Raw genomic sequence first — 21,817 nt, 5'->3', positions numbered from 1 at the left:
GTGGTGGACTTCCGAGGGTCCCGGGCCGGTCGCGCCTCCATGGTGTCGGTCACGAGGAGCTTCCGTTCCGTGTGGGGAGGAGGGTGCGGGTCACTGGGTGACGATGTTGGTTTCCAGGGAGTCGAACACGCGGGAGACGAACTCCTCGGCGTCGATCGTGCCGTAGCTGAACTCGTTGCCGATGATCTCGACGTACTCGTTCTCGACGGCGCCGAAGCCCTGCGCGTGGATCGGCGTCTCCTCCGTCATGTAGCCCTCCTCGGCGACGCGGCGCTCGTACTCGATGACCTTCTCGTCGAAGCTGCCCGGCTCGACCTCCAGGGCGTCCAGACGGCCCTGGGAGGCGGGAACGCCGAGGTCGGTGCCGATGATCTGGCCGGCCTCCGTGTCGTTGACGAGGAAGTCGATGAGCATCGCCGCCTCCTCCGGGTGCTCGGTGTTGGCACCGATGGAGTACTGCATGCTGGGCTTGAAGAACATGTGCTTGCTGCCGTCGGAGCCCGTGGGCACCGGCATCAGTTCGAGGTTGTCCGTCTCCAGCTCCGCGCCGTAGCCGGCGAGGAAGTTGTCCCAGGTGAACTCGGTGGGAGCCTCACCGGAGTTGAACGCTCCCAGCGGGTCGAGCTGGTCGAGGCGCTCCGCGGGGAACATGTCCTCGTAGCGGATGCCGTCCGCCAGCGCGAGGAAGTCGTGCAGGTGGTCCTCGGTGAAGTTCCACTCGTTGTTCTCAGCGAACGGCTGCACGCCCTCCTGGAGGAGGTACTGGACGAACATCCACCAGACGATGGTGTAGTCGCCGGCGCCGTAGACCCGCGGGTCGGAGTCGGCGCCGGCCGCCGTGACCTCGCTGATGAAGTCGTTGTACTCCTGCCAGGTGTAGTCCCAGTCGGGGACCTCGACACCCAGCTGGTCCAACAGGTCGACGTTGACGAGCATGGCCAGGGTGTTGGTGGAGACGGGGATTCCGACCTGCTGGTCGTTCACCACGCCGGCGGTCAGGACGTTCTCGTCGATCTGCGAGGCGTCGAGCTCCTGGCCGACGTGCGGTCCCATGTCGTAGAGGAGGCCGTTGTTGGCGTATTCCTGGATATAGGAGTTGTCCATCTGCATGACGTCGGGGAGGCCGCCCCCCGTGGCGTCGGTGCTGCGCTGGGTCCAGTAGTCCGGGAATTCCGCGAAACTGGTCTGCACCGTGATATTCGGATGCTGCTCCTCGAACAGGTCGACCACCTGCTCGTAGCGGGAGGCGCGCTCGTCAGCACCCCACCAGGTGAAGTTGAGGGTGACCTTGCCGTTATCGTCTCCGCCGCCCCCGTCCGAACCACAGGCGGCAAGGGCCAGCGAGCCGACGACGGCTATCGCGAGACCGCGCGTCGCGGACCTTCTGAGTGACATGAAGAGCCTCCCTGCTCCGTCAATGCCTAAAAGTACTTCCTCAGGGAAGTGAATCGTTACAATACCGCCGGGTTGTGAGGAGGCAACCAGGTGGCCGATAACTTTTCGGAAACGCCATTCTGATCTGATGTCACCATCTCGTCCGAGCGTCCATGTCCGTCATGTGCGCACCACCGGGGGTGGTCGGTGATCGGCGAGTCCGGGGTTGCCGGGGTGGTGTCACGGTCTGTTTCGTGGGCGGCTCCCGTGTCGAATGAATCGATTCATTCGCTGCTCGTCCGGAGGCACGGGTGCGGCGGATCACGGGTCACCGCGTGACGCCGGGACGAATCAGCTACAGCAAGCGCTTTCGCGGCGATTGCGGGGAGTCTTGCAACGCCGGGTCGCGTACGTCAAGGGTTGGCGGCCGACGAGATGTCGCGAGCCGCCCGCCAAGGACGTCCCGGTCCCGTGCGAGCGCGGTGGGAACGGTGCGCGCGGGGGAGCGGGGGAGGGGGGAGCCCGGCGCGAGGGCGTCGCGGGTGGCCGCCGGGCCCGGCGCGGCACCGGTCCGTCGGGCCAGCTCTCCTCCCGCGGGCCCGTGCGGCGTGGACCGGGTCCGGGGCGCGGCGCGCGCTGCCGGGAGGCTCGGCGCACACGCGGCCTGGCAGGCGCGCCCTCGCGGGCCGCGGCATCAGCCGCGGGCCCTCGCGCCGGGTCCGCACGTCCCGGCCTCCGATCGGGGCGCCCCCGGGCTGTCGGCTCGGGTCGCCCGCGGACTCCCCACCCGGTGCGGCGCGACGAGGTGCGAGGGTTCCCCTCCGCCTCGCGAGGGGCCGCGCCCGAGCCTCGCCTACCGCGTGGCCGAGGTCGCGAGCCAACGGCCCCCGTGGCGCGTGACGGAGATGGGACGGCCGAAGCACGCCGTCAGCGACGCGTCGGTCAGCACCTCCTCCGCCGGCCCGGCGGTCAGCACGCGGCCCTCCCTCAGCAGCATCACCCGCGCCGTGCTCGGCGGCAGCTCCTCCAGGTGGTGGGTGACCGTCACGGTCGCGAGGCCGGGCCGGCTCGTGGCCAGGTGGTGCAGCGCGTCGACGAGGTCCTCGCGGGAGGGCAGGTCCAGCGCGTTGAACGGCTCGTCGAGCAGGAGCAGCGCGGGGTCTGGCATGAGGGCGCGGGCGATCAGGACGCGCGCGCGTTGCCCGCCGGAACAGACGCCGAAGGGGCGGTCGGCGAGCTCCTTGCATCCCAGTTCGGCGAGCAGCGCGTGGGCGCGCTCGCGCGTCGCGGCGTCGTACCTGCGCCACAGCGGCTGCACCGTGCCGGTGGCGCCCGTCAGGACGATGGTGTGCGCGGTGGCGTCCTGCGGTGCCTTCTGGGCGGAGGAGACCAGCCCGATACGGGCACGCAGCTCGCGCATGTCGACGCGCCCGAGGCGGTGTCCGAGCACCTCGACGGTGCCGGTGGTGGGATGGATGACCGCGCCGACCAGGCGCAGGATCGACGTCTTGCCGGCCCCGTTGGGGCCGAGCAGCGCCCAGTGCTCCCCGGCGCGCACGGTCCAGTCGACGGCGTCGAGGATGAGCTGGCCCGCGGTGAGGCGGCGGAGGCTGACGCCGGACAGGGCGACGACGGGGGAGTCGGAGGTCATCACCCGGGCAGCCTAAGGGCTGACACGCGGGCCCTGGTGGCTCAGGGGGCGGCGTCCTGTGGCTTCGATGGCAGGGCTGACTCGCTCCTCCGTCCCGCGGTCGGCGCTCCAGGGCGCGGCCCCTGACACTCACCGGGGAGGAGCGGGACAACCGTCGGGCTTGTCGGGCGAGGGGAGCCGGCCCGGCCGGCTGGCGAAACCGTCGACGACGCCGCGCGGGCGGTGGGGGAAGCCGCACGGCGTCGGAGGACCGTCGGGCCGCCGGGAGGTCCGCGGTGTCCGGCCACGGGTCCGCGGGGCGGCTGCTGGCCGGTGCCGCGTGGGTGGAGGACCGACGTCGGGTGGCGGATGAGGTCCGGGCGCCCGAGGTTGGGGGTCGATGGGCGCCCGGACCAGTCGGTGGCGGCGGGCAGGCGAGAACGGAGGGCAGGCCAACCCGTCGTGAATCGATTCATGGCCACGCCACGATGAGCAGGGCGACGTGGGGCAAGCGCTTACTATCCGTCCCGAAAGTTTTTCAGCGAAGAGGGGATGTGTCAACAGCGCCTGACCCGGCGTCTTTCCGCCGGCCTTACTCGCGCGTGAGGGAGGGTGCTCGCGAACCTCCGGGGGAGCCCGGCGGAATCAGAAGCCCATTCTGGCGGCCTGGACCTTCGCCACGGCCGCCTCCTCGCCCGCGACCTCCACGCGCGCCGCCCGCTGACGCCCGGAGGCGAACAACAGCAGCTCGCCCGGCTCGCCCGTCACCGTGACCACGGGCGTGCCCTTGTGCGCCACGACGGTCTGCCCGTTCGGCCGGCGCAGCACCAGGCCACACGGGCTGCGACGGCCCATGATCCGTGCCGAGCTCTCCAGCCGCTTCCACAGCGCGTCGGCGAAGACGGGGTCGAGCTCCCGCGGCGACCAGTCGGGCCGCGCCCGGCGGACGTCCTCCGCGTGGATGAAGAACTCCACGGTGTTGGCCGCCTCGTCGATCGGCTTCAGCGAGAACGGCGACATCCGGGGCGGTCCCGTCCGAACGAGCTGCACCAGCTCCTCGTACGGCCGCGCCGCGAACTCGGCGTTGACGCGCTCCGCCCGCGCGGCCAACGACTTGATCACGATGCCCGCCGCCGCGTCCGCGCGGCGCTCGCGCACCACGACGTGCGCGGCCAGGTCGCGGGTCGTCCACCCGTCGCAGAGGGTGGGGGCCTGCGGTCCCGCGCTCTCCAACAGGTCGGCGAACAGCAGACGTTCACGCTTCGCATGGGTCGACATGTCCTCCACCCTACGGCCTGGAGGCGCCCGACGCGCCCGGATCGTCCCTTCCGCCGGCCGTGTCGGGTGAGGGAGGTGTGGTGGGACGGCGGCGGCGGGCGCGGCGGGAGCGGCAGAATGGACCCATGTCCTCCGAGGTCCCCGCTCCCCCCGACACCGCCCCGCCGCCCGCGCTCGACCCGGCCATCGCCGCCCGCCTCAAGCGGAACGCGGACGGCCTGGTCGCCGCCATCGCCCAGCAGTACGACACCGGCGAGGTGCTCATGCTCGGCTGGATGGACGACGAGGCGCTGCGCCGCACGCTCACCACCGGGCGCTGCACGTACTTCAGCCGCAGCCGACAGGAGTACTGGGCGAAGGGCGACACCTCGGGGCACGTCCAGCTCGTGAAGTCCGTCGCGCTCGACTGCGACGGCGACACCGTGCTGGTCAGGGTCGACCAGGTCGGCGCGGCCTGCCACACCGGGGACCGCACCTGCTTCGACGCCGGCCGTCTGCCCCTGGGAGAGCGGTAGGCTCCGGCGGCATGACGACGACCGCCGCGCCTGTCGAGGCCGACGCGACCGATCCGGCCGACACCATGAGCCTCGACCGTTTCCGTGTGCTGGCCCGGGACCGCCGCGTCATCCCGGTCACCCGGCGGCTGCTGGCCGACGGCGACACCCCCGTCGGCCTCTACCGCAAGCTGGCCGCCGAGCGCCCCGGCACCTTCCTGCTGGAGTCCGCCGAGAACGGCAGAACCTGGTCGCGGTACTCCTTCGTCGGCGTCCGCAGCGCCGCGACGCTGACGGTCCGCGACGGCCGGGCGCACTGGCTGGGAGACCCGCCCGCCGCCGTCCCCACCGAGGGCGACCCGCTGCGCGTGCTGCGCGAGACGCTCCGGGTGCTCCACACCCCGCGCGACCCCCGGCTCCCGCCGTTCACCGGCGGCATGGTCGGGTACCTCGGGTACGACGTGGTGCGGCGCCTGGAGTCGATCGGCGACAGCGCCCGCGACGACCTGCGGCTGCCCGAGCTGACGATGCTGCTCGCCTCCGACCTCGCCGTCCTGGACCACCGCGACGGCACGGTGCTGCTGATAGCGAACGCCTGGGGGTTCCACCCGCCCGCGGGCGAGGAGCGGCACGACCCCGACGCCGCCGTCGAGCGGGCCTACGCCGACGCCGTGGCCCGGCTCGACGCCATGACCGCCGACCTGGCCCGGCCGGTGCCCGCCCAGGCCTGCCCGCTGCCCGCTCCCGGGCTGCCGTCGTACACGGCCCGCTCGGGCGGGGCGGTCTACCAGCGGGCGGTCGAGACCGTGAAGGAGTACATCCGCGCCGGCGACGCCTTCCAGGTGGTGCCCTCGCAGCGTTTCGAGGCGCCCTGCGCGGCCAGCGCCCTCGACGTCTACCGGGTGCTGCGGGCCACCAACCCCAGCCCGTACATGTACCTGCTGCGCCTCGACGGCTTCGACGTCGTCGGTTCCAGCCCCGAGGCGCTGGTGAAGGTCGAGGACGGCCGCGCCCTGCTCCACCCCATCGCCGGCACCAGGCCGCGCGGCGCCACCCCGGCCGAGGACGCGGCGCTCGGCCAGGAACTGCTGGCCGACCCGAAGGAGCGCGCCGAGCACCTCATGCTGGTCGACCTCGGTCGCAACGACCTGGGGCGGGTCTGCGAGCCCGGCACGGTCGAGGTGGTCGACTTCATGTCGGTGGAGCGCTACAGCCACGTGATGCACATCGTCTCGACCGTCACCGGGCGCCTGGCCGCCGGGCAGACCGCGTTCGACGCGCTCACGGCCTGCTTCCCCGCCGGCACGCTCTCCGGAGCGCCCAAGCCCCGCGCGATGCAGATCATCGAGGAGCTGGAGCCGACGCGGCGCGGCCTGTACGGCGGGTGCGTCGGATACCTGGACTTCGCGGGCGACGCGGACACCGCGATCGCCATCCGCACCGCGCTGCTGCGGGACGGCACGGCGTACGTCCAGGCCGGTGCCGGCGTGGTGGCCGACTCCGACCCGGTCGCGGAGGACGTCGAGTGCCGCAACAAGGCGGCGGCCGTGCTGAGGGCGGTGGCGGCGGCGGAGGAACTGCGCGGTAGCGTTGGCGCGTGACTTCTGACCCCTCCGAGCCGCCCGCGGCGGGCTCCGACGACGCCGGAGCGAGCGGCCACCGTGCCTCGCGCCGTGCGCTCGCGCTGGCGCTGCTGTGTGGCGCCGCGGGGGCGGCGACGGTCCTGGTCGCGGCGGGGCAGACCTGGGGCGAGGCCGAGGCGGCGGTGGGCGGCGCGCAGCTGCCGGTGACCGCCAGCGGCGGCGCCGTCTCCGGGCTTCCCAGCGCGTTGGCCTTGGTCGGCCTCGCGTCCCTCGTGGCGGTCTTCGCGGTGCGGCGGGCGGGCCGGATGGTGGTCGCCTCGGTGCTGGCGCTCAGCGGCGCCGGGGCGGTGGTCGCCGCGCTCCTCGGCTCGGGCGACGTGGACGCGTTGGAGGCGAGCGCGGCGGAGACCACCGGCCTGGCGGAGTCCGCCGTCACCAGCGTCAGCCACACGGGCTGGCCGTGGGTCTCCGCGCTCGGCGGGCTGCTGCTGCTCTGCGCCGGGCTGCTGTCGTTGAGCCACGGGCGGCACTGGCCCGCGATGTCCGGGCGGTACGAGCGCTCGGGCCGGGGCGCGGCGCGGGGCGGGGAGCCGGGTTCCGCGTCCGCCGGCGGGCGCGGTGGCGCCCGCGGCGGCCCCGGGGCCGTGGACCCCGACCGGCCCGAGGACCTGTGGCGGGCGCTGGACCGTGGCGAGGATCCCACCTGAGACGTTCGCCACGTCCTCCCGCGTGAGGACGCCGCGAGGGCCCGGTGTGGGGCCCGGTGGGGGGCCGTTGACGGGGCGAAAGGGCGCCTGAGGGCTGTCGGAGGGGCCTGACAGAATGGTCGCGGACGTCTGAGAGACGTACCGGAAGTTCCCAGAAGGAGCACGCATGGCGGGCAAGCACTACCACCACGGAAACTCCCCGGCCGCCTGGACCGGCGTCATCATCATCATGATCGGCTTCTGTGTCGGCAGCGCCTTCACGGTGATGGCCGAGCCCCTCGGCGTGGCGGGCGGTGCCGTGATCGCGGGTCTGGGCGTGGTCATCGGCCTGGTCATGCGGTCGATGGGTCTGGGCCAGGCGCCGGCGGGCGCGCCGCTCGCCACGAGGGCCGGGACCGAGGCCGAGGCCGGGGCCGCGACGACGACGGAGACCACGACCGAGATCATCTCCGGCGGGCGGGCCGAGCCCCAGTCGGCCACGGTCGGCGGCTGAGCGATTGCGGGTGCCCGCCCGGCCGGAGACGCTGGGCGGGTGCGCGCGAGACCCGGGGTGGCCGCCCCGCTGACCGCCCTGGCGGCGGTGGTGGCGGCCTTCGCCGTGGTCGGCGCGGTCGATCCGAACGAGCCCGGCGCGTACCCACCCTGTCCCGTCGCGAGCCTCACCGGGCTGCACTGCCCCGGCTGTGGCGGTCTGCGCAGCGCGCACGCGCTGGCACACGGCGATCCGGTGGCGGCGCTCGACGCCAACGCGTTGGCCGTGGCGGGCTTCGCGCTGCTGGCCGCCGCCCTGCTGGCCTGGCTCGCCCGGCCGTGGACGGCGCGCTGGTCGGCGCGCGCGTCGGCGCACCGCGCGGGATCGTCCCCGAGCCGGTCCCCGCGACCGGGGGGAGCGGGCCGCTCCCGCGGCGTCCCGCGCCTCGTGCCCGCGCTGCTGCTGGCGGCCACGGCCTCGTTCACCCTGGTCAGGAACCTGCCCCTGGGTGCGGCCCTGGCCCCCTGACCACGAGTCGGACGGATGGCGGAGGCGGTGCCCGCCGCCCGATACCATCGAGGTGTTCGATCCGTCGCCAGGTCGCTCCCCATCACCGCTTCCGACCTGCACCGACCGATCCACCGACACCGAAAGGGGCCGCTCGCGTGAGTGTGCTCGACGAGATCATCGACGGAGTCCGTGACGACCTGGCCGAGCGGCAGGCACGGGTCAGCCTCGACGAGCTCAAGGAGTCCGTGGCGCGGGCCCCACAGGCCCGTGACGGGCTGGCCGCCCTGAAGGGCGACAGCGTCACCGTCATCTGCGAGGTCAAGCGGTCCAGCCCGTCGAAGGGCGCGCTCGCCGCGATCGCCGACCCGGCCGGGCTGGCGGCCGACTACGAGGCGGGTGGCGCCGCCGCGATCTCCGTCCTGACCGAGTCGCGCCGCTTCGGAGGGTCGCTCGCCGACCTCGCGGCGGTGCGCGCCCGCGTCGACCTGCCGGTGTTGCGCAAGGACTTCGTCGTCACCTCGTACCAGCTGTGGGAGGCCCGCGCGCACGGCGCGGACCTGGTGCTGCTGATCGTGGCGGCACTCGACCAGCCGGCCCTGGTCTCGCTGGTGGAGCGGGCCGAGTCGATCGGGCTCACCCCGCTCGTGGAGGTCCACGACGAGGAGGAGGTGGCGCGGGCCGTCGACGCCGGCGCCAGGATCATCGGGGTCAACGCGAGGAACCTGAAGACGCTGGAGGTCGACCGCTCGACGTTCGCGCGGGTCGCCCCCACCATCCCCGACCACGTCGTGAGGGTCGCCGAGTCCGGCGTGCGCGGGCCGCACGACCTGATCGCGTACGCCAACGACGGCGCCGACGCCGTGCTGGTGGGCGAGTCGCTGGTGACCGGCCGCGACCCGCGCGCGGCGGTCGCCGACCTCGTCGCGGCCGGCGCGCACCCGGCGCTGCGGCAGGGGCGCTGAGGACGATGCGGGGACGCCGGGTGGGCCAGCAGCCGGGTCGCGGTCGCCGGGCGTGTCCCGTGCGGCCGGCGCCGGCCGCCGCCCCCGGCTGCTTCGCGTGCCTCGTCCGCGGCGCCCGCCCGCGGGGCTGCCGGGCGCCCGCCCGGCGCGTCCTCGGACGGCGCGTGCGGTACCACATCGGCTGCGAGCCGGGCCAGGTCAACGGGCGCCGATGGCGTCGGGGAACGTCCAGGACCGTTTCCCTCTGAAGGCTGTCCCTGATCCGTCAGGGATCGCGGGACAGCCCTCGGCCTCCGCCCGTCCTCGCCGCGTCCGACCGCTGGTCGACGCCGCGCCGATGTCCGAAGGAACCACGCATGCCACCCGAACCCGACCACTTCTTCCACCCCGACCCCGAGGGGTCGTTCCCGGACGCCGGAGGATACTTCGGCGCCTTCGGCGGCACGTTCATCCCCGAGGCCCTCAGGGCCGCGGTGGAGGAGGTCGCCGCCGAGTACGAGAAGGCGAAGGGCGACCCCGCCTTCGCCGCCGAGCTGGACGAGCTGCTGGTGCACTACAGCGGCCGCCCCAGCCCGCTGACGGAGGTGCGGCGCTTCGCCGAGCACGCCGGCGGCGCGCGCGTCTTCCTCAAGCGGGAGGACCTCAACCACACCGGCTCCCACAAGATCAACAACGTGCTGGGGCAGGCGCTGCTGACCCGGCGCATGGGCAAGACCCGCGTCATCGCCGAGACCGGCGCCGGCCAGCACGGCGTGGCCACCGCCACGGCCTGCGCCCTCTTCGGCCTGGAGTGCACGATCTACATGGGGGAGGTCGACACCCGCCGCCAGGCGCTGAACGTCGCCCGCATGCGGATGCTGGGTGCCGAGGTGATCCCCGTGTCCTCCGGCAGCCGCACCCTGAAGGACGCCATCAACGAGGCGTTCCGCGACTGGGTCGCCAACGTCGACCGCACCCACTACCTCTTCGGCACGGCCGCGGGACCCCACCCGTTCCCCGCCCTGGTGCGCGACCTGCACCGGGTGATCGGCGTGGAGGCCAGGGCGCAGATCCTGGACCGCGCCGGCCGGCTGCCGGACGCGGTCGTCGCCTGCGTGGGCGGCGGCTCCAACGCGCTGGGTCTGTTCCACCCCTTCGTCCCCGACACGGGCGTGCGGCTGGTGGGCTGCGAGGCGGCCGGCCACGGCGTGGCCTCGGGCGAGCACGCCGCCACCCTCACCGCGGGCGAGCCGGGCATTCTGCACGGCTCCCGCTCCTACGTCCTGCAGGACGAGGAGGGCCAGATCACCGAGCCGTACTCCATCTCCGCCGGCCTGGACTACCCGGGCATCGGCCCGGAGCACGCCCACCTGAAGGACAGCGGGCGCGCCGAGTACCGGCCCGTCACCGACGAGGAGGCGATGAACGCGCTGCGGCTGCTCTCCCGCACCGAGGGCATCATCCCGGCCATCGAGTCCGCCCACGCCCTCGCGGGCGCGATGGAGCTCGGCCGCGAGCTGGGCCCCGAGGGCCTGCTCGTCGTCAACCTCTCGGGGCGCGGTGACAAGGACATGGACACCGCCGCCCGGTACTTCGGGCTCTACGACGGCCGAGGCGACGGCACGGGCGACCCGTCGCACGGCACCACGCACGGCACCACGAACGGCAGCGGACACGACGAGACCGGGGAGGACGCGTGAGCGGCACCGTTGAGGCGCTCGACGCCACGCTGGCGGCGACCCGCGCCGAGGGCCGGGCGGCCCTCATCGGCTACTTCCCCGCCGGCTTCCCCAGCGTCGACGGCGGCATCCGCGCGGCCGTCGCCCTGGCCGAGGCGGGCTGCGACGTCCTGGAGATCGGCCTGCCCCACAGCGATCCCGTGCTGGACGGCCCCGTCATCCAGACCGCCGACGACATCGCGCTCCGCGGCGGCGTGCGCATCGCCGACGTGATGCGCACGATCCGTGAGGCGCACGCCGCCACCGGCGTTCCGGCGCTGTGCATGACGTACTGGAACCCGGTGGACCGCTACGGCCCCGAGCGGTTCGCCGCCGAGCTCGCCGAGGCGGGCGGCGCCGGCTGCATCCTGCCCGACCTGCCCGTGGAGGAGTCCGAGGTCTGGCGGAAGGCGGCGGCGGCCCACGGCCTGGCCACCGTCTTCGTCGTGGCGCCCAGCAGCCGGGACGACCGGCTGGCCACGATCACCGCCGCCGGCAGCGGCTTCGTCTACGCCGCCTCGCTGATGGGCGTGACGGGCACCCGTGCGGCGGTCAGCCGCGACGCGGAGGCGCTGGTGCGCCGCACCCGCGCCACCACGGAGCTGCCGGTCTGCGTCGGGCTCGGGGTGTCGGACGCCGCGCAGGCCGCGGAGGTCGCCGGGTACGCCGACGGCGTGATCGTCGGCTCGGCCTTCGTCAAGCGGCTGCTGGACCACGGCCAGGACGAGGAGGCCGGCGTGCGGGCCCTGCGCGAGCTCGCCGCCGACCTGGCACGGGGCGTGCGCGGCGCCGTCTGAGGCGCCCCGCGTACCCCGCCGCCCCCACCCGCCACCACGGCCCCGCCCCGAGGCCGTGGTGGCGGCCCGACCAGCCCTGTTGGCCCGCCGACGGGGCGGGCGGGCCACGGGGACGGGTACAGTCGGGGCTCATGTGGACACAGGGGGACGCGCCCGGGGACCCACAGGGGGAGGAGACCCAGCCGGGAGCGCCCGGCAGTGAGCAGCAGCCGGCGGACCCGCCCTGGGAGCCGCCGAGCGCCGTCGAGCGGAGCCTGTACGACGCGGGCATGCGCGAGGACTGGAACGGGTACTTCACGGTGCTGGCCGCCACCGACCTCTTCCTGCCGCACTCCCGCGAGCTGGCCGACGCGCTGCCCGGCGGCGTCCGCCTCACCCCGTACCGCGACGAGCGCTTCCCCGGCCTGTCGCTGGCCGTCTTCACCCGCGGCCTGGTGCCGCAGCCGGCCGGCGACCGCGTCTTCCAGTGGTGCGAGCTGTCCACCCTGGCCAGGAACTGGCCGGGCGGCGTCCGCTGGCTGGCCGTCAACCCCGGCACGCCCGTGGAGACCTTCCTGCCCGCCGACGCGAGGCGCTGGCGCCGGGCGGCGAAGCGGGCCCCGGCCGAGCCGCGGCTGAAGACCCTCTGGAGCGGCCACCGCCACGACGCCCTCGCCCACGGCATGGCCTGCGGGGCCCTCATCCTGGTCAACCACGGCGTCCCCTGGAACGACCCCGGCTGGTGCGGCGGCGGCTACACGGAGCAGCGCGCCAACCTGCGCCGCTGGTGGGAGATCACGACACGGGAGGAGTGGGTCGCCACCGTGCAGCGGCTGCTGCGGGGCGAGATGTCCACGCCGGTGTGGGAGTTCGCGCTCCGCGTCCGGCAGGCGCTGGTCCGCGAGCAGGGCCGGCCGCCGGGCGCCGCGCGGTGGCGGGAGACCGCCGAGCGGGTACTGCTGGCCCGCACCGCCGAGCTGGTGGACGCGACGCGCAGGCCGCCGGAGTTCGACCTCGACGCCGACATCGCCCTCGTGCAGGACCTGATCGGCAGGATCCTGCGCTACGAGGCCCGTTTCCGCGCCGACGGCCTGCTGCTGGGCGACGACTGGGTCCGCTCGGTCCAGGCCTGGGACCTCGGCCGTGCCTCGTGCCTGGCGCGCTGGGGGCTGACCGCCCGGCTGGCCGAGCTGCCGGAGGCCGAGGAGGCGTTGCTCCGCGCCGGCGAGGCCGCCCGCCGGGCGTACGGCTCCTGGGGCGAGTTCGCCGCCGGCTTCGTGCTGGGCCGCTGCCTGCACTTCGACGGCGAGGAGTTCGGCGCGTCGTACACGGACACGCTGGCGGTGCACCGCACCCTCACCACCGATCCGGAGAGCCCCTGGCTGAGCGTTCCCTGGCAGGTGTGACGGCCGGCGTCGGCGGCTGGGGAGCCGGGGACGAGCCGGGGAGCCGGGGAGCCGGGGAGCCGGGGACGAGCCGAGCGGGATCCAGGTCTTACGGAACGCTGACGTCCCGGCCCGGCGTGCCACCCCGGCCCGCCGACGCGGCCTAGCGTGGGGGCCATGCGCGTACTGGTCACCGGAGGAGCCGGATTCGTCGGCTCGCACATCGTGGAAGCCCTGCTCGCCGCCGGCGACGAGCCCGTCGTCCTCGACCTGCTGCCGACGCGGCCGGAGACGCCGCCCGAGGCGGCCTGGATCCAGGGCGACGTCCGCGACGCGGAGACCGTCGCCACCGCCCTGGTCGGCGTGGACGCCGTCTGCCACCAGGCCGCCATGGTCGGTCTCGGCAGGGACTTCGCCGACGCCCCCGACTACGTCGCGACCAACGACCTCGGCACCGCCCGCCTGCTGGCCGGCATGGCCGAGGCAGGCGTGGGCCGTCTCGCGCTGGCCGGGTCGATGGTGGTCTACGGCGAGGGCCGCTACGACTGCCCCGCCCACGGCCGGGTGCGGCCGGGCCCGCGCGCGCCGGAGTGGCTCGCGGCCGGAGCGTTCGAACCGAGGTGCCCCTCCTGCGGGGAGTCGCTGGTCCCGGGCGAGGTCACCGAGGACGACCCGAGCGACCCGCGCAACGTCTACGCCACCACCAAGCTCGCCCAGGAACACCTGGCGGCGGCCTGGGCCCGCGCCACCGGTGGCCGGGTGGTCAGCCTGCGGTACCACAACGTGTACGGCGACCGCATGCCGCGCGACACCCCGTACGCCGGCGTCGCCTCGTTCTTCCGCTCCGCGTTGGAGCGCGGCGAGCCGCCCACCGTCTACGAGGACGGCGGACAGCGGCGCGACTTCGTCCACGTCGAGGACGTCGCCGAGGCCAACGTGGTGGCGCTGGCCGCCCTCGCGGCCGACCAGGGTGCGGCGGCCGGCACGCTGCGGGCGTACAACGCCGGCAGCGGGGAGCCGCACACCGTCGGAGAGATGGCCACGGAGCTGGCCAACGCGTTCGGCGGCCCGGCGCCGCGCGTCACCGGCGGGTACCGGCTGGGCGACGTCCGCCACATCACGGCGTCCTCGCGGCGGCTCCGCGAGGAGTTGGGCTGGCGCCCGCGCGTCGGCTTCACCGAGGGCATGTCCCGCTTCGCCACGGCTCCCCTGCGGGCGCCCGCCTCTCGCTGAGGGCCGTCCCGCGACCCCGGGCCCGCGACGCCCTGCGACCTCGCCTGCCCCGGACCTGGCGGGCTCCGGGCGTCGTCCCCGGCCGCGTGGTCGTCGCTCGCCGGCCCACCGGCCCACCGGGCCGCCGGCCCGCCGGGCTGCCTCGCGTCTCCCCCTGCCGGGTGCCCCCGTGCCACGCGACGGAGGAGGAGACGCCCGGCCCCAGGAGGCCGTTCCCCGGCCCGGTGCGACGGCGTGGCCGTCAGCCCGCGGCCGGCAGGATCACCTCGAACCGGCAGCCGCCGGGCACGTTGTGCACTCCCGTGCGCCCCGCGTGGGCCTCGACGATGCCCCGGACGATCGCCAGCCCGAGGCCGGCGCCGGCCGGGGGTGTGCGCGCGTTCGTGCCACGCCATCCGGTGTCGAAGACGCGGGGCAGGTCCCGCTCGGGTATGCCGCCGCAGCCGTCGGTCACCGACAGCACCACCGAGTCGACCTCGCGGCGGGCGGACACGGCCACCGTGCCGTCGGCCGGGGTGTGGCGGATGGCGTTGACCAGCAGGTTGGCCAGGACCCTGCTCATCTCCTTGCCGTCCACCCGGACCGGCACCGGCTCCACGCCGTCGTCCGCCAGCCGCACCCCGCGCTCCCTCGCCAGCGGGTCGACGCCGGTGATGACGTCGCTGACCAGGTCGTAGACCGACATGCGGGTCGGCGCCAGCGCCAGCGACCCGGCCTGGATGCGGGAGAGTTCGAACAGGTCGCCCACCATGCTGGACAGCCGCTCCACCTCGGCGCGGATCTGCCGGTGGTAGCGGTCGGGATCCTCCGCGATGCCGTCCTCCAGCGCCTCCGCCATCGCGCGCAGCCCGGCGAGCGGGGAGCGCAGGTCGTGGGAGATCCACGCGACCAGTTCGCGGCGGGAGGACTCCAGCGCCCGCTCCCGCTCCCGGGAGACGGCCAGCCGCCGGCTGGTGTCGGCCAGCTGTCGGGCCAGGGAGGCGAGTTCGGCGGGCATCGGGCCCGCGGGGGCGGTGAAGCCGCTGCCGGCGTCGGCCCGTTCGCCCAGCTCGCGGGCGGAGCGCTCCAGCTCCCGGTGGGCTCCGATGACCCAGCGCCCGAGCAGCAGCGCCGTGGCGGTGGCGGCCAGCGCCCCCACGAGCGTGACGGTGACGACGACGGCCAGGTCGTGGGCGGAGATGAACATCGCCCAGGCCACCGAGAGCGTGCCGGCCAGCATCGCGGCGACCGTCACCGCGAGGAGCACGGTCAGCGACACCGCGACCGAGCGGCGGCGCACGGCCGCCAGCACGAGGCCGCCGGCCGTTCCCGCGACGGCCGCGCCGGCCGCGGCGTAGGCGGCGATCAGCGGCAGATCACCGAGCAACTGCTCCCATCCCATGGCGCCTCACCTCCCGTCACCGGGGCGCCCGGCGGCCTCCGGGCCGGCGTCGCCCCCCGCGCCCCGGCCGCGAGCGCCGACGTCACCGGGAGCGCTGACGTCGCCAGGAGCGCCGACGTGACCGCCCGGCTCGGCGGGCGGCGGCCCCTGAGGCCCCGGGGCCGGATCCCCGTCGAAGCGGTAGCCCACCCCCCACACCGTGGTGATCAGCCGGGGCCGTGCCGGGTCCGCCTCGACCTTGTGCCGCAGCCGACGCACGTGCACGGTCACGGTGGACAGGTCGCCGAACTCCCAGCCCCAGACCCGCGCCATCAGCTCCTCCCGGGTGAAGGCCGTCCCGGGGTGGCGCAGGAAGTGGGCCAGCAGGTCGAACTCACGCAGCGTCAGCCGCAGCGGTCCCCGCCGATCGTCGGCGGTGCGTGCCGCCGGGTCGAGGGTGATGCCGCCCCCGCGCAGCGTCGCCCCCGGCGGCGCGCCGTCGGCCGGCGCCCCGGAGCCACCGGCCCTGCGCAGCACGGAGCTGACCCGCAGCACGAGTTCCCTCGGGCTGAACGGCTTGGTCACGTAGTCGTCGGCGCCCAGTTCGAGCCCGAGGATGCGGTCCTCCTCGTCGCCCCGCGCGGTCAGCATCACCACCGGCACGGGCCCCGCCTCCCGCAGCCGGCGACAGACCTGGAGGCCGTCGAGGCCCGGCAGCATGAGGTCGAGCACGACGAGGTCGGGTGGCCGGGCCGCCGCCTGGGCGAGGGCGCCGGGGCCGTCGGCGGCGCGGTCCACGGCGAAGCCGGCCCGGCCGAGATAGCCCGCCACCACCTCGGTGACGGTGGGGTCGTCGTCCACGACGAGGATCCGCTTCATGGCCCGAGTCTCACACCGCGTGCCCGGCTCCGGGTGGGCCGGCGGCGAACCCGTGGCGTGACGTCAGGGTTTCGTAAGAAGCGAGTGTCATGGTTTGTCTGTATTGTCCTCGTAGGGTTGGGGGGTGACCACATCCCGACACGCTCAACCGACGCCGGGCGACCTCGTGTTGCCCTGTCTCAACGAGGCCGAGGCCCTGCCCTGGGTGCTGGACCGTGTCCCCGACGGCTGGCGTCCGATCGTGGTGGACAACGGCTCCACCGACGGCTCCGCCGAACTCGCCCTGCGGCTCGGCGCCCACGTCGTCCACGAGCCCCGACGCGGCTTCGGCGCCGCCTGCCACGCCGGGCTGCTGGCCGCCACGGCCGACCTCGTCGCGTTCTGCGACTGCGACGCCTCCCTCGACCCCCGCGAGCTGCCCCGCGTCGCCGCGCCGGTGAGCCGCGGCGACGCCGACCTGGTGCTGGCCAGGCGACGGCCCACCGAGCGCGGCGCATGGCCGTTGCACGCCCGCCTCGGCAACCGCGCGCTGTCGCGGATGACGCGGCGCAGGACCGGGGTCCGCCTCCGCGACCTCGGCCCCATGCGCGTGGCGCGCCGCGCGTCGCTGCTGGCGCTGGCGCTCACCGACCGGCGCAGCGGGTACCCGCTCCAGATGGTGGTGCGGGCCGCCGACGCCGGCTGGCGCATCGAGGAGACCGAGGTCGCCTACCGACCGCGCACCGGACGCTCCAAGGTGACCGGCACCTGGCGCGGCACCTGGCAGGCCGTCCACGACATGCGGGCGGTGCTGCGGTGAGCGGAGCTCCGCCCACGGGCCCCACCACCCTCCTGGTCATCGCCAAGGAGCCGGTGCCCGGCCGGGTCAAGACGCGCCTGACCCCGCCGTTCACCCCGTTCCAGGCCGCCCGGCTCGCCGAGGCGGCGCTCGCCGACACGCTCCACGCCCTGCTGCGGGTGCCGGGGCGGCGGCGCGTGCTGGCGCTGGACGGCGAGCCCGGACCCTGGCTGCCGGACGGGTACGACGTCGTGCCACAGGTCACGGGAGGGCTGGACGAACGCATCGCCGCGGCGTTCGCCTGCTGCGAGGGGCCGGCGCTGCTGGTGGGGATGGACACCCCGCAGCTCACCCCCGAACTGCTGGCTCCCGCCACCGCGCTCGGGAGCTGGGCGCCGGGCCGCGCCTGGTTCGGGCCGGCGGCGGACGGCGGCTTCTGGGCGCTGGGCCTGGCCGAGCCCGATCCGGGCCTCGTGCGGGGGGTGCCGATGTCCACGCCGCACACCGGGGCGCGGCAGCGGCGAAGGCTGGTCGACGCCGGCCTCGCCGTCGCGGAACTGCCACGGCTGCGGGACGTGGACACGGGAGCCGACGCCGCCGAGGTGGCGCGACTGGCACCGGCCGACGGGCGCTTCGCCACGCTGCACGCGCGGCTGTGGGAGGCCGTGCCACGATGACGGTCACCACGTCCGGGCTCCACGGCCTCGACGCCCTCGCCCGCGGGGCCCTCGGCGCCACCGACACCACGGGCGCCACCGACACCGCGGGCGCCACCGACACCGCGGGCGCCCATGACGCCACCGAGGACCAGGTCGCCCGCCCGTCTCCGTCGGCCTGGGCCTCCGACCCCTACGCCGCCGCGCTCGACCGCCGCGCCGGCCCGCTCTTCCTGCGCCGTCTCACCGACGGCCGCCGCCTGCCGCTGGACGTGGTGCGCTGGTGCGCGCGCCCTGACGCCGCCGACCGGACCGTGCTGGGTCGCTGCGTGGGCAGTGTCCTCGACGTCGGCTGCGGCCCCGGCCGCATGGTCACCGCCCTGGCGCGCGTGCGCCGTCCCGCGCTCGGTGTCGACACGGCGCCCGCCGCCGTCGCCCACACCCGCCGGGCCGGCGGCGCCGCGCTGCTCCGCTCCGTCTTCCAGGAGCTGCCGGGGGAGGGCTGGTGGGGCAGCGTCCTGCTCATGGACGGCAACATCGGCATCGGCGGCGATCCGGTGGCGTTGCTGCGCCGGGTCCGCCGGCTCACCGTGCCGGGCGGCCTGCTGCTGGCCGAGGCGGACGCGACCGACGGGGACGTGGACGAACGCTTCGAGGTCCGCCTCGACGACGGCACGGGACCGAGCGGCCCCGCGTTTCCCTGGGCCCGGCTCGGCCAGGAGGCCCTCCGCGCCGCCGCCGAGCGGTGCGGCTGGTCCACCGTCGGGCGATGGACCGTCGACGACCGGCCGTTCCTGGCGCTGCGCGCCGCCGGCTGACGCGCCGCGCCTCGCCAGCCGACTCGCGTGCCGACCCGCGTGCCGACCCGCGTGCGGGTCCGCACGCGGCCGCCCGCCACCCCGCCCGCCACCCGTTTTCAGCCGCCCTCGGCGGGCACCCCGCGCGGCGTGCGCCCCGGCCCAGCCCTCAGCGCTCAGCCGGGCACACGCCCACGGGGCTCCTCCCCGCTCCCGGGCGTGGCGGCACGCCCCGCCCGCCCTCCACGGCCGGCCCACCACGCCCACGCCACCGCGAGCGCCGTGACCACGGCCACCGCCGCCAGCACGAGCAGCAGGTTGCGTGGGTAGTCCAGCGGCAGCTCGGTCTCGTTGCGCGGCGTGCCGGGACGCAGCAGCGGCGGCAGCGCGAGGAGCGTGACGCAGCCCGCCACCAGCAGCCCGCCGCGCACCACGTGGCGGACGCGGCGGTACGGCAGCCGCCGCAGGGCCACGCCGACCAGCAGCACCAGCGGCACCAGCACGGCGTCGTGCACGACGAGGGCGCCCGCCAGCCACACGGCCACCTGGCCGGGGGTCCGCGAGGCCGCGTCGACGAGCAGTACCCAGGCGCCGACGCCCATCAGCGCCAGGCCGGCGAGACCGAGCACGAGCCGCAGCCGCGGCGCCGTCCTCGCAGCGCCTCCGTCCCCGCGCGTCACAGCGCCTCCGTCCCCGCGCGTCACAGCGTCTCGATCCGGCTGACCCACTTCGTCTGCCACACCCCCGGCCGGTTCGGCGCGATGATCCGCGCCGGGAACCCGTGGTCGGGCGAGAGCGCCTCACCACCCAGCCGCAGGGCCAGCAGCGTCAGCGGATCCCGGGCGTACGGCGGCGGCATCTCCATCACCGAGAACGCGCCGCGCCGCTGCAACGACACCACCCGCACCGTCGCGTCCTCCGGCGCCCCGACCCGTGCCAGCAGGTCCGCGACGCGGACCCCGCCCCAGTCCGCCGTGGCGCTCCACCCCTCCACGCAGGCGATCGGCAGGCGCGCCGTGTGCTGCGGCAGCGCGCCCACCTCGGCCAGGGAGAGGGTGAGGGTGCCCCGCGGGCCGACCACCCGGAGTCGCCAGCCGTCCGCCGTCGCGTCGGTGCCGGTGACACCGGCCTCGGCGGCCGTGCGGTTGACCGGCAGGCCCTGTTGGTGGTGGTCGGGATGGCGCGGCGCGAGCAGCGTGAGCGGGCGCAGCGGCGTCACCGTCTGGCCCACCGTCACGGCGGTGACGGTCGCCACCGCGGCGCCCACGCCCAGCAGCAGCGCGCGGCGGTCCCCGGCGTCCGGATCCACGTCGTCGGCGTCAGCGGCGCCGGCCGTGCCGGCCGCGCGGGCCGGGCGCGCGGCTCGCCAGTGAGCGGCGATGACCGGGGCCTTGACCACCACGTGCACCAGCAGCGCCCCGACCATGACCCACGCCAGCGCCCAGTGGACGGTCCGGAACGAGAACGGCCACGGGTACCACTGCGTGATGTTCGTCATCCCCAGGCAGACCTCCAGCAGGGCGGCGGAGACCAGCACCGTGATCGACAGGCGCTCGGCCGCGTGCGCCGGCGACCGGACCGGCGGCCAGACGAAGAGCCGCGGGTAGACCGTCCACAGCTTGGCCAACAGCAACGGCACCAGCGCCAGCCCGGTCGCCACGTGCAGCCCCTGGGTGACCCGGTAGCCCCACACCGGCCGGGTCGGAAGGTGCGGCGCGAGCCAGCCGGGCGGGGTCTGGAGGCCGTGGCTGACCAGGCCCGTCAGGAAGCACACCGCGACCCCCGCGCCCAGCCAGCGGCCGATCACCGTCGCCGTGCGCGGATCGTGCAGACGACCGCGGAACCTCGGCGGCCTGGGGAGAGCTCTCGTGCGCGTCACCACTGTGTGCTCCAGAGATGGTTGACGGTCAGGGCGAGGGCGGCCTGGGCGGCGAGCCAGTGGCGGGCGTGGTGGTGGGGGAGGAGCGCGGCGGCGGGCAGGAGCCAGACGAGGAAGGGGAGCCAGATGCGCTCGGTCTCGGCCTTGCTCATGCCGGACAGGTCCGCGAGAAGCATGGCGGTCGCCGCGGCCACCACCAGCCATACCAGCGGCGTACGCGTCGGCGCGGCGCGCAGCCCCACGGCGACCCGCCCCATGCCCGCCGCCGTGGCGAGTCCGGCCGTCAGCGTCTGCACGGCGAGGTTGGCCCAGACGAAGTAGCTGTAGGGGCGGAAGCCGGCGGCGCCGGCGTAATAGCGGTCGACGAGGGTGGTGTAGCCGTCGTACCACCAGAAGCCGGCGGTGGTGAAGGCGAGGGTGACGGCGGTGATGCCGAGGAGGGCGAGGGGGACGGGGCGCCAGGTGCGGGTGAGAAGCAGGATGGTGAGGGCGATGATGCCGATGAGGATCATGCCGTAGGAGAGGTGGAGGAGGAGGCCGAAGAGGAGCCCTGAGGCGAGGGCGGTGAGGGCGGCGAGGCGTGGTCGGCGGGTGGTGTGGGTGGCGGCGAGGGTGAGGAGGGTCAGGGCCCAGGCGGCGACGGCGGCGAAGTAGCCGTCGGCGGAGGTGGCCAGCCAGACGGCGGCGGGTGCCAGGACGAGGAAGGGGGCGGCGCGGCGGGCGGTGTCCTCGGTGGTGAGGGCGCGCAGAGTGACGAGGATGGCGGCGGTGATGGTGGCGCTGGCCAGGACGCAGAACAGGCCGGCCCAGGCGCCGCCTTCCAGGCCGATCCGGTCCAGCGCGACGAACGTCAACGTCGCGCCCGGCGGATGCCCCGCGACGTGGTCCGGCCACCGGTTCGGCGCGTCCGCCGGGATGTGGTCGGTGAAGGTGCGCAGGAAGAACCTGATCCCGCCGATGTCGTCCATCGCCGTCAGGTACTCCTGCTTCACGCTCAGCCGGGTGGCGAGCCCCCGTTCCCAGCCGTCGACGAGGGCCAGGGCGAGCAGCCAGGCCAGGGACGCGCCGGTGGCGGCGAGCGGCAGCCACCGCCAGGACAGGCGACGGGCCACGGCCGGCCCGTGGAGGACCACCAGCGCCGCCACCGCCAGCGCGGCCGGCGTCCCCGGCCCCACGTGCGGATCCCACCGCGCCAGGATCGGCGGGAAGCCGAGCCAGAGGTCGTCCCACCGGTCGTAGACCGTCACTCCCGCGACGGCGGCGGCCACGAGTCCCGCCACCGCCACCGTCACGGCGACGCGTTCGGCACGATGGCCTCCCCTCACCGGGGGATCGGGGCGCACGCGCGCCCTTGCCGCGTGCGAGGT

General features: G+C 75.2%; 22 protein-coding genes. 14 read left to right on the top strand and 8 right to left on the bottom strand.

Annotation, left to right across the window (positions count from 1 at the left end; all coding sequences use genetic code 11):
- Positions 1-90 precede the first annotated feature (90 nt).
- The 3 genes from ACTWP5_RS24640 to ACTWP5_RS24630 form a co-directional block, all read right to left on the bottom strand.
- Positions 91-1,395 carry an ABC transporter substrate-binding protein gene (locus ACTWP5_RS24640; RefSeq protein ID WP_443223284.1) on the bottom strand — a complete coding sequence of 435 codons (1,305 nt, stop codon included), beginning with the start codon at positions 1,393-1,395 and terminating at the stop codon, positions 91-93.
- An 832-nt stretch (positions 1,396-2,227) separates the two neighbouring features.
- A complete protein-coding gene (locus ACTWP5_RS24635; RefSeq protein WP_443223291.1) occupies positions 2,228-3,025 on the bottom strand; it encodes an ABC transporter ATP-binding protein in 798 nt (265 codons plus the stop codon).
- A 624-nt stretch (positions 3,026-3,649) separates the two neighbouring features.
- Positions 3,650-4,282 (bottom strand): TIGR03085 family metal-binding protein, encoded by a 633-nt coding sequence (locus ACTWP5_RS24630; protein ID WP_443223283.1) that lies wholly within the window; start codon positions 4,280-4,282, stop codon positions 3,650-3,652.
- Between the two features lie 125 nt (positions 4,283-4,407).
- Between ACTWP5_RS24630 and hisI the strand changes: the two genes are divergently transcribed.
- The 11 genes from hisI to ACTWP5_RS24575 all read left to right on the top strand — a co-directional run bounded on the left by hisI (position 4,408) and on the right by ACTWP5_RS24575 (position 14,101).
- Entirely contained in the window at positions 4,408-4,797 is a 390-nt protein-coding gene (hisI, locus tag ACTWP5_RS24625) for a phosphoribosyl-AMP cyclohydrolase (RefSeq protein WP_443223282.1), read from the top strand.
- Positions 4,798-4,862: 65 nt separating this feature from the next.
- Complete coding sequence (locus tag ACTWP5_RS24620; protein ID WP_443223290.1) at positions 4,863-6,377, top strand: anthranilate synthase component I; 1,515 nt, start codon at positions 4,863-4,865, stop codon at positions 6,375-6,377.
- A complete protein-coding gene (locus ACTWP5_RS24615; protein ID WP_443223281.1) occupies positions 6,374-7,066 on the top strand; it encodes a TIGR02234 family membrane protein in 693 nt (230 codons plus the stop codon). The genes ACTWP5_RS24620 and ACTWP5_RS24615 overlap by 4 nt, the downstream gene beginning before the upstream one ends.
- A gap of 166 nt (positions 7,067-7,232) precedes the next feature.
- A complete protein-coding gene (locus ACTWP5_RS24610; RefSeq protein ID WP_443223280.1) occupies positions 7,233-7,559 on the top strand; it encodes an HGxxPAAW family protein in 327 nt (108 codons plus the stop codon).
- 39 nt (positions 7,560-7,598) lie between these two features.
- Complete coding sequence (locus tag ACTWP5_RS24605; protein WP_443223279.1) at positions 7,599-8,066, top strand: DUF2752 domain-containing protein; 468 nt, start codon at positions 7,599-7,601, stop codon at positions 8,064-8,066.
- A 137-nt stretch (positions 8,067-8,203) separates the two neighbouring features.
- Positions 8,204-9,010, top strand: a complete 807-nt coding sequence (trpC, locus tag ACTWP5_RS24600) for an indole-3-glycerol phosphate synthase TrpC (RefSeq protein ID WP_443223278.1) — start codon at positions 8,204-8,206, stop codon at positions 9,008-9,010.
- Positions 9,011-9,015: 5 nt separating this feature from the next.
- Positions 9,016-9,258, top strand: a complete 243-nt coding sequence (trpM, locus tag ACTWP5_RS24595) for a tryptophan biosynthesis modulator TrpM (RefSeq protein WP_443223277.1) — start codon at positions 9,016-9,018, stop codon at positions 9,256-9,258.
- Between the two features lie 108 nt (positions 9,259-9,366).
- Positions 9,367-10,689: a tryptophan synthase subunit beta gene (gene trpB, locus ACTWP5_RS24590; RefSeq protein WP_443223276.1), complete on the top strand. Its 1,323-nt coding sequence runs from the start codon at positions 9,367-9,369 to the stop codon at positions 10,687-10,689.
- The gene (trpA, locus tag ACTWP5_RS24585) at positions 10,686-11,504 is read left to right on the top strand and encodes a tryptophan synthase subunit alpha (RefSeq protein ID WP_443223275.1); all 819 of its coding nucleotides are present in this window, start codon (positions 10,686-10,688) and stop codon (positions 11,502-11,504) included. Before trpB ends, trpA begins: the two co-directional genes overlap by 4 nt.
- Positions 11,505-11,635: 131 nt before the next feature.
- Positions 11,636-12,889 carry a DUF1266 domain-containing protein gene (locus tag ACTWP5_RS24580; RefSeq protein WP_443223274.1) on the top strand — a complete coding sequence of 418 codons (1,254 nt, stop codon included), beginning with the start codon at positions 11,636-11,638 and terminating at the stop codon, positions 12,887-12,889.
- Between the two features lie 156 nt (positions 12,890-13,045).
- Entirely contained in the window at positions 13,046-14,101 is a 1,056-nt protein-coding gene (locus ACTWP5_RS24575; RefSeq protein ID WP_443223273.1) for an NAD-dependent epimerase/dehydratase family protein, read from the top strand.
- A 241-nt stretch (positions 14,102-14,342) separates the two neighbouring features.
- On the opposite strand, the gene ACTWP5_RS24570 is transcribed toward ACTWP5_RS24575, so the two are convergent.
- A complete protein-coding gene (locus tag ACTWP5_RS24570; protein WP_443223272.1) occupies positions 14,343-15,482 on the bottom strand; it encodes a sensor histidine kinase in 1,140 nt (379 codons plus the stop codon).
- 6 nt (positions 15,483-15,488) lie between these two features.
- The gene (locus ACTWP5_RS24565) at positions 15,489-16,340 is read right to left on the bottom strand and encodes a response regulator transcription factor (protein ID WP_443223271.1); all 852 of its coding nucleotides are present in this window, start codon (positions 16,338-16,340) and stop codon (positions 15,489-15,491) included.
- 124 nt (positions 16,341-16,464) lie between these two features.
- On the opposite strand from ACTWP5_RS24565, the gene ACTWP5_RS24560 reads away from it, so the two are divergent.
- The 3 genes from ACTWP5_RS24560 to ACTWP5_RS24550 are packed head-to-tail and all read left to right on the top strand — an operon-like array spanning position 16,465 to position 18,592.
- Complete coding sequence (locus tag ACTWP5_RS24560; protein ID WP_443223270.1) at positions 16,465-17,139, top strand: glycosyltransferase family 2 protein; 675 nt, start codon at positions 16,465-16,467, stop codon at positions 17,137-17,139.
- Complete coding sequence (locus tag ACTWP5_RS24555; RefSeq protein ID WP_443223269.1) at positions 17,136-17,795, top strand: TIGR04282 family arsenosugar biosynthesis glycosyltransferase; 660 nt, start codon at positions 17,136-17,138, stop codon at positions 17,793-17,795. The genes ACTWP5_RS24560 and ACTWP5_RS24555 overlap by 4 nt, the downstream gene beginning before the upstream one ends.
- Positions 17,792-18,592 carry a methyltransferase domain-containing protein gene (locus ACTWP5_RS24550; protein WP_443223268.1) on the top strand — a complete coding sequence of 267 codons (801 nt, stop codon included), beginning with the start codon at positions 17,792-17,794 and terminating at the stop codon, positions 18,590-18,592. The genes ACTWP5_RS24555 and ACTWP5_RS24550 overlap by 4 nt, the downstream gene beginning before the upstream one ends.
- Positions 18,593-18,747: 155 nt before the next feature.
- Here ACTWP5_RS24550 and ACTWP5_RS24545 read toward each other — a convergent pair whose 3' ends face one another.
- Genes ACTWP5_RS24545 through ACTWP5_RS24535 form a run of 3 tightly spaced genes read right to left on the bottom strand, consistent with a single transcriptional unit; the run spans position 18,748 to position 21,775 of the window.
- Entirely contained in the window at positions 18,748-19,251 is a 504-nt protein-coding gene (locus tag ACTWP5_RS24545; protein ID WP_443223267.1) for a hypothetical protein, read from the bottom strand.
- Positions 19,252-19,271: 20 nt separating this feature from the next.
- Positions 19,272-20,453, bottom strand: coding sequence for a molybdopterin-dependent oxidoreductase (locus ACTWP5_RS24540; protein ID WP_443223266.1), 1,182 nt, complete (start codon positions 20,451-20,453; stop codon positions 19,272-19,274).
- Complete coding sequence (locus ACTWP5_RS24535) at positions 20,447-21,775, bottom strand: hypothetical protein (RefSeq protein WP_443223265.1); 1,329 nt, start codon at positions 21,773-21,775, stop codon at positions 20,447-20,449. The genes ACTWP5_RS24540 and ACTWP5_RS24535 overlap by 7 nt, the downstream gene beginning before the upstream one ends.
- Between the last annotated feature and the right edge of the window lie 42 nt (positions 21,776-21,817).

Origin of the sequence: Streptomyces sp. 4N509B (assembly GCF_052245655.1) — a bacterium.
GTDB lineage: Bacteria > Actinomycetota > Actinomycetes > Streptomycetales > Streptomycetaceae > Streptomyces.
This window is presented reverse-complemented; position numbering and strand designations above follow the sequence as displayed.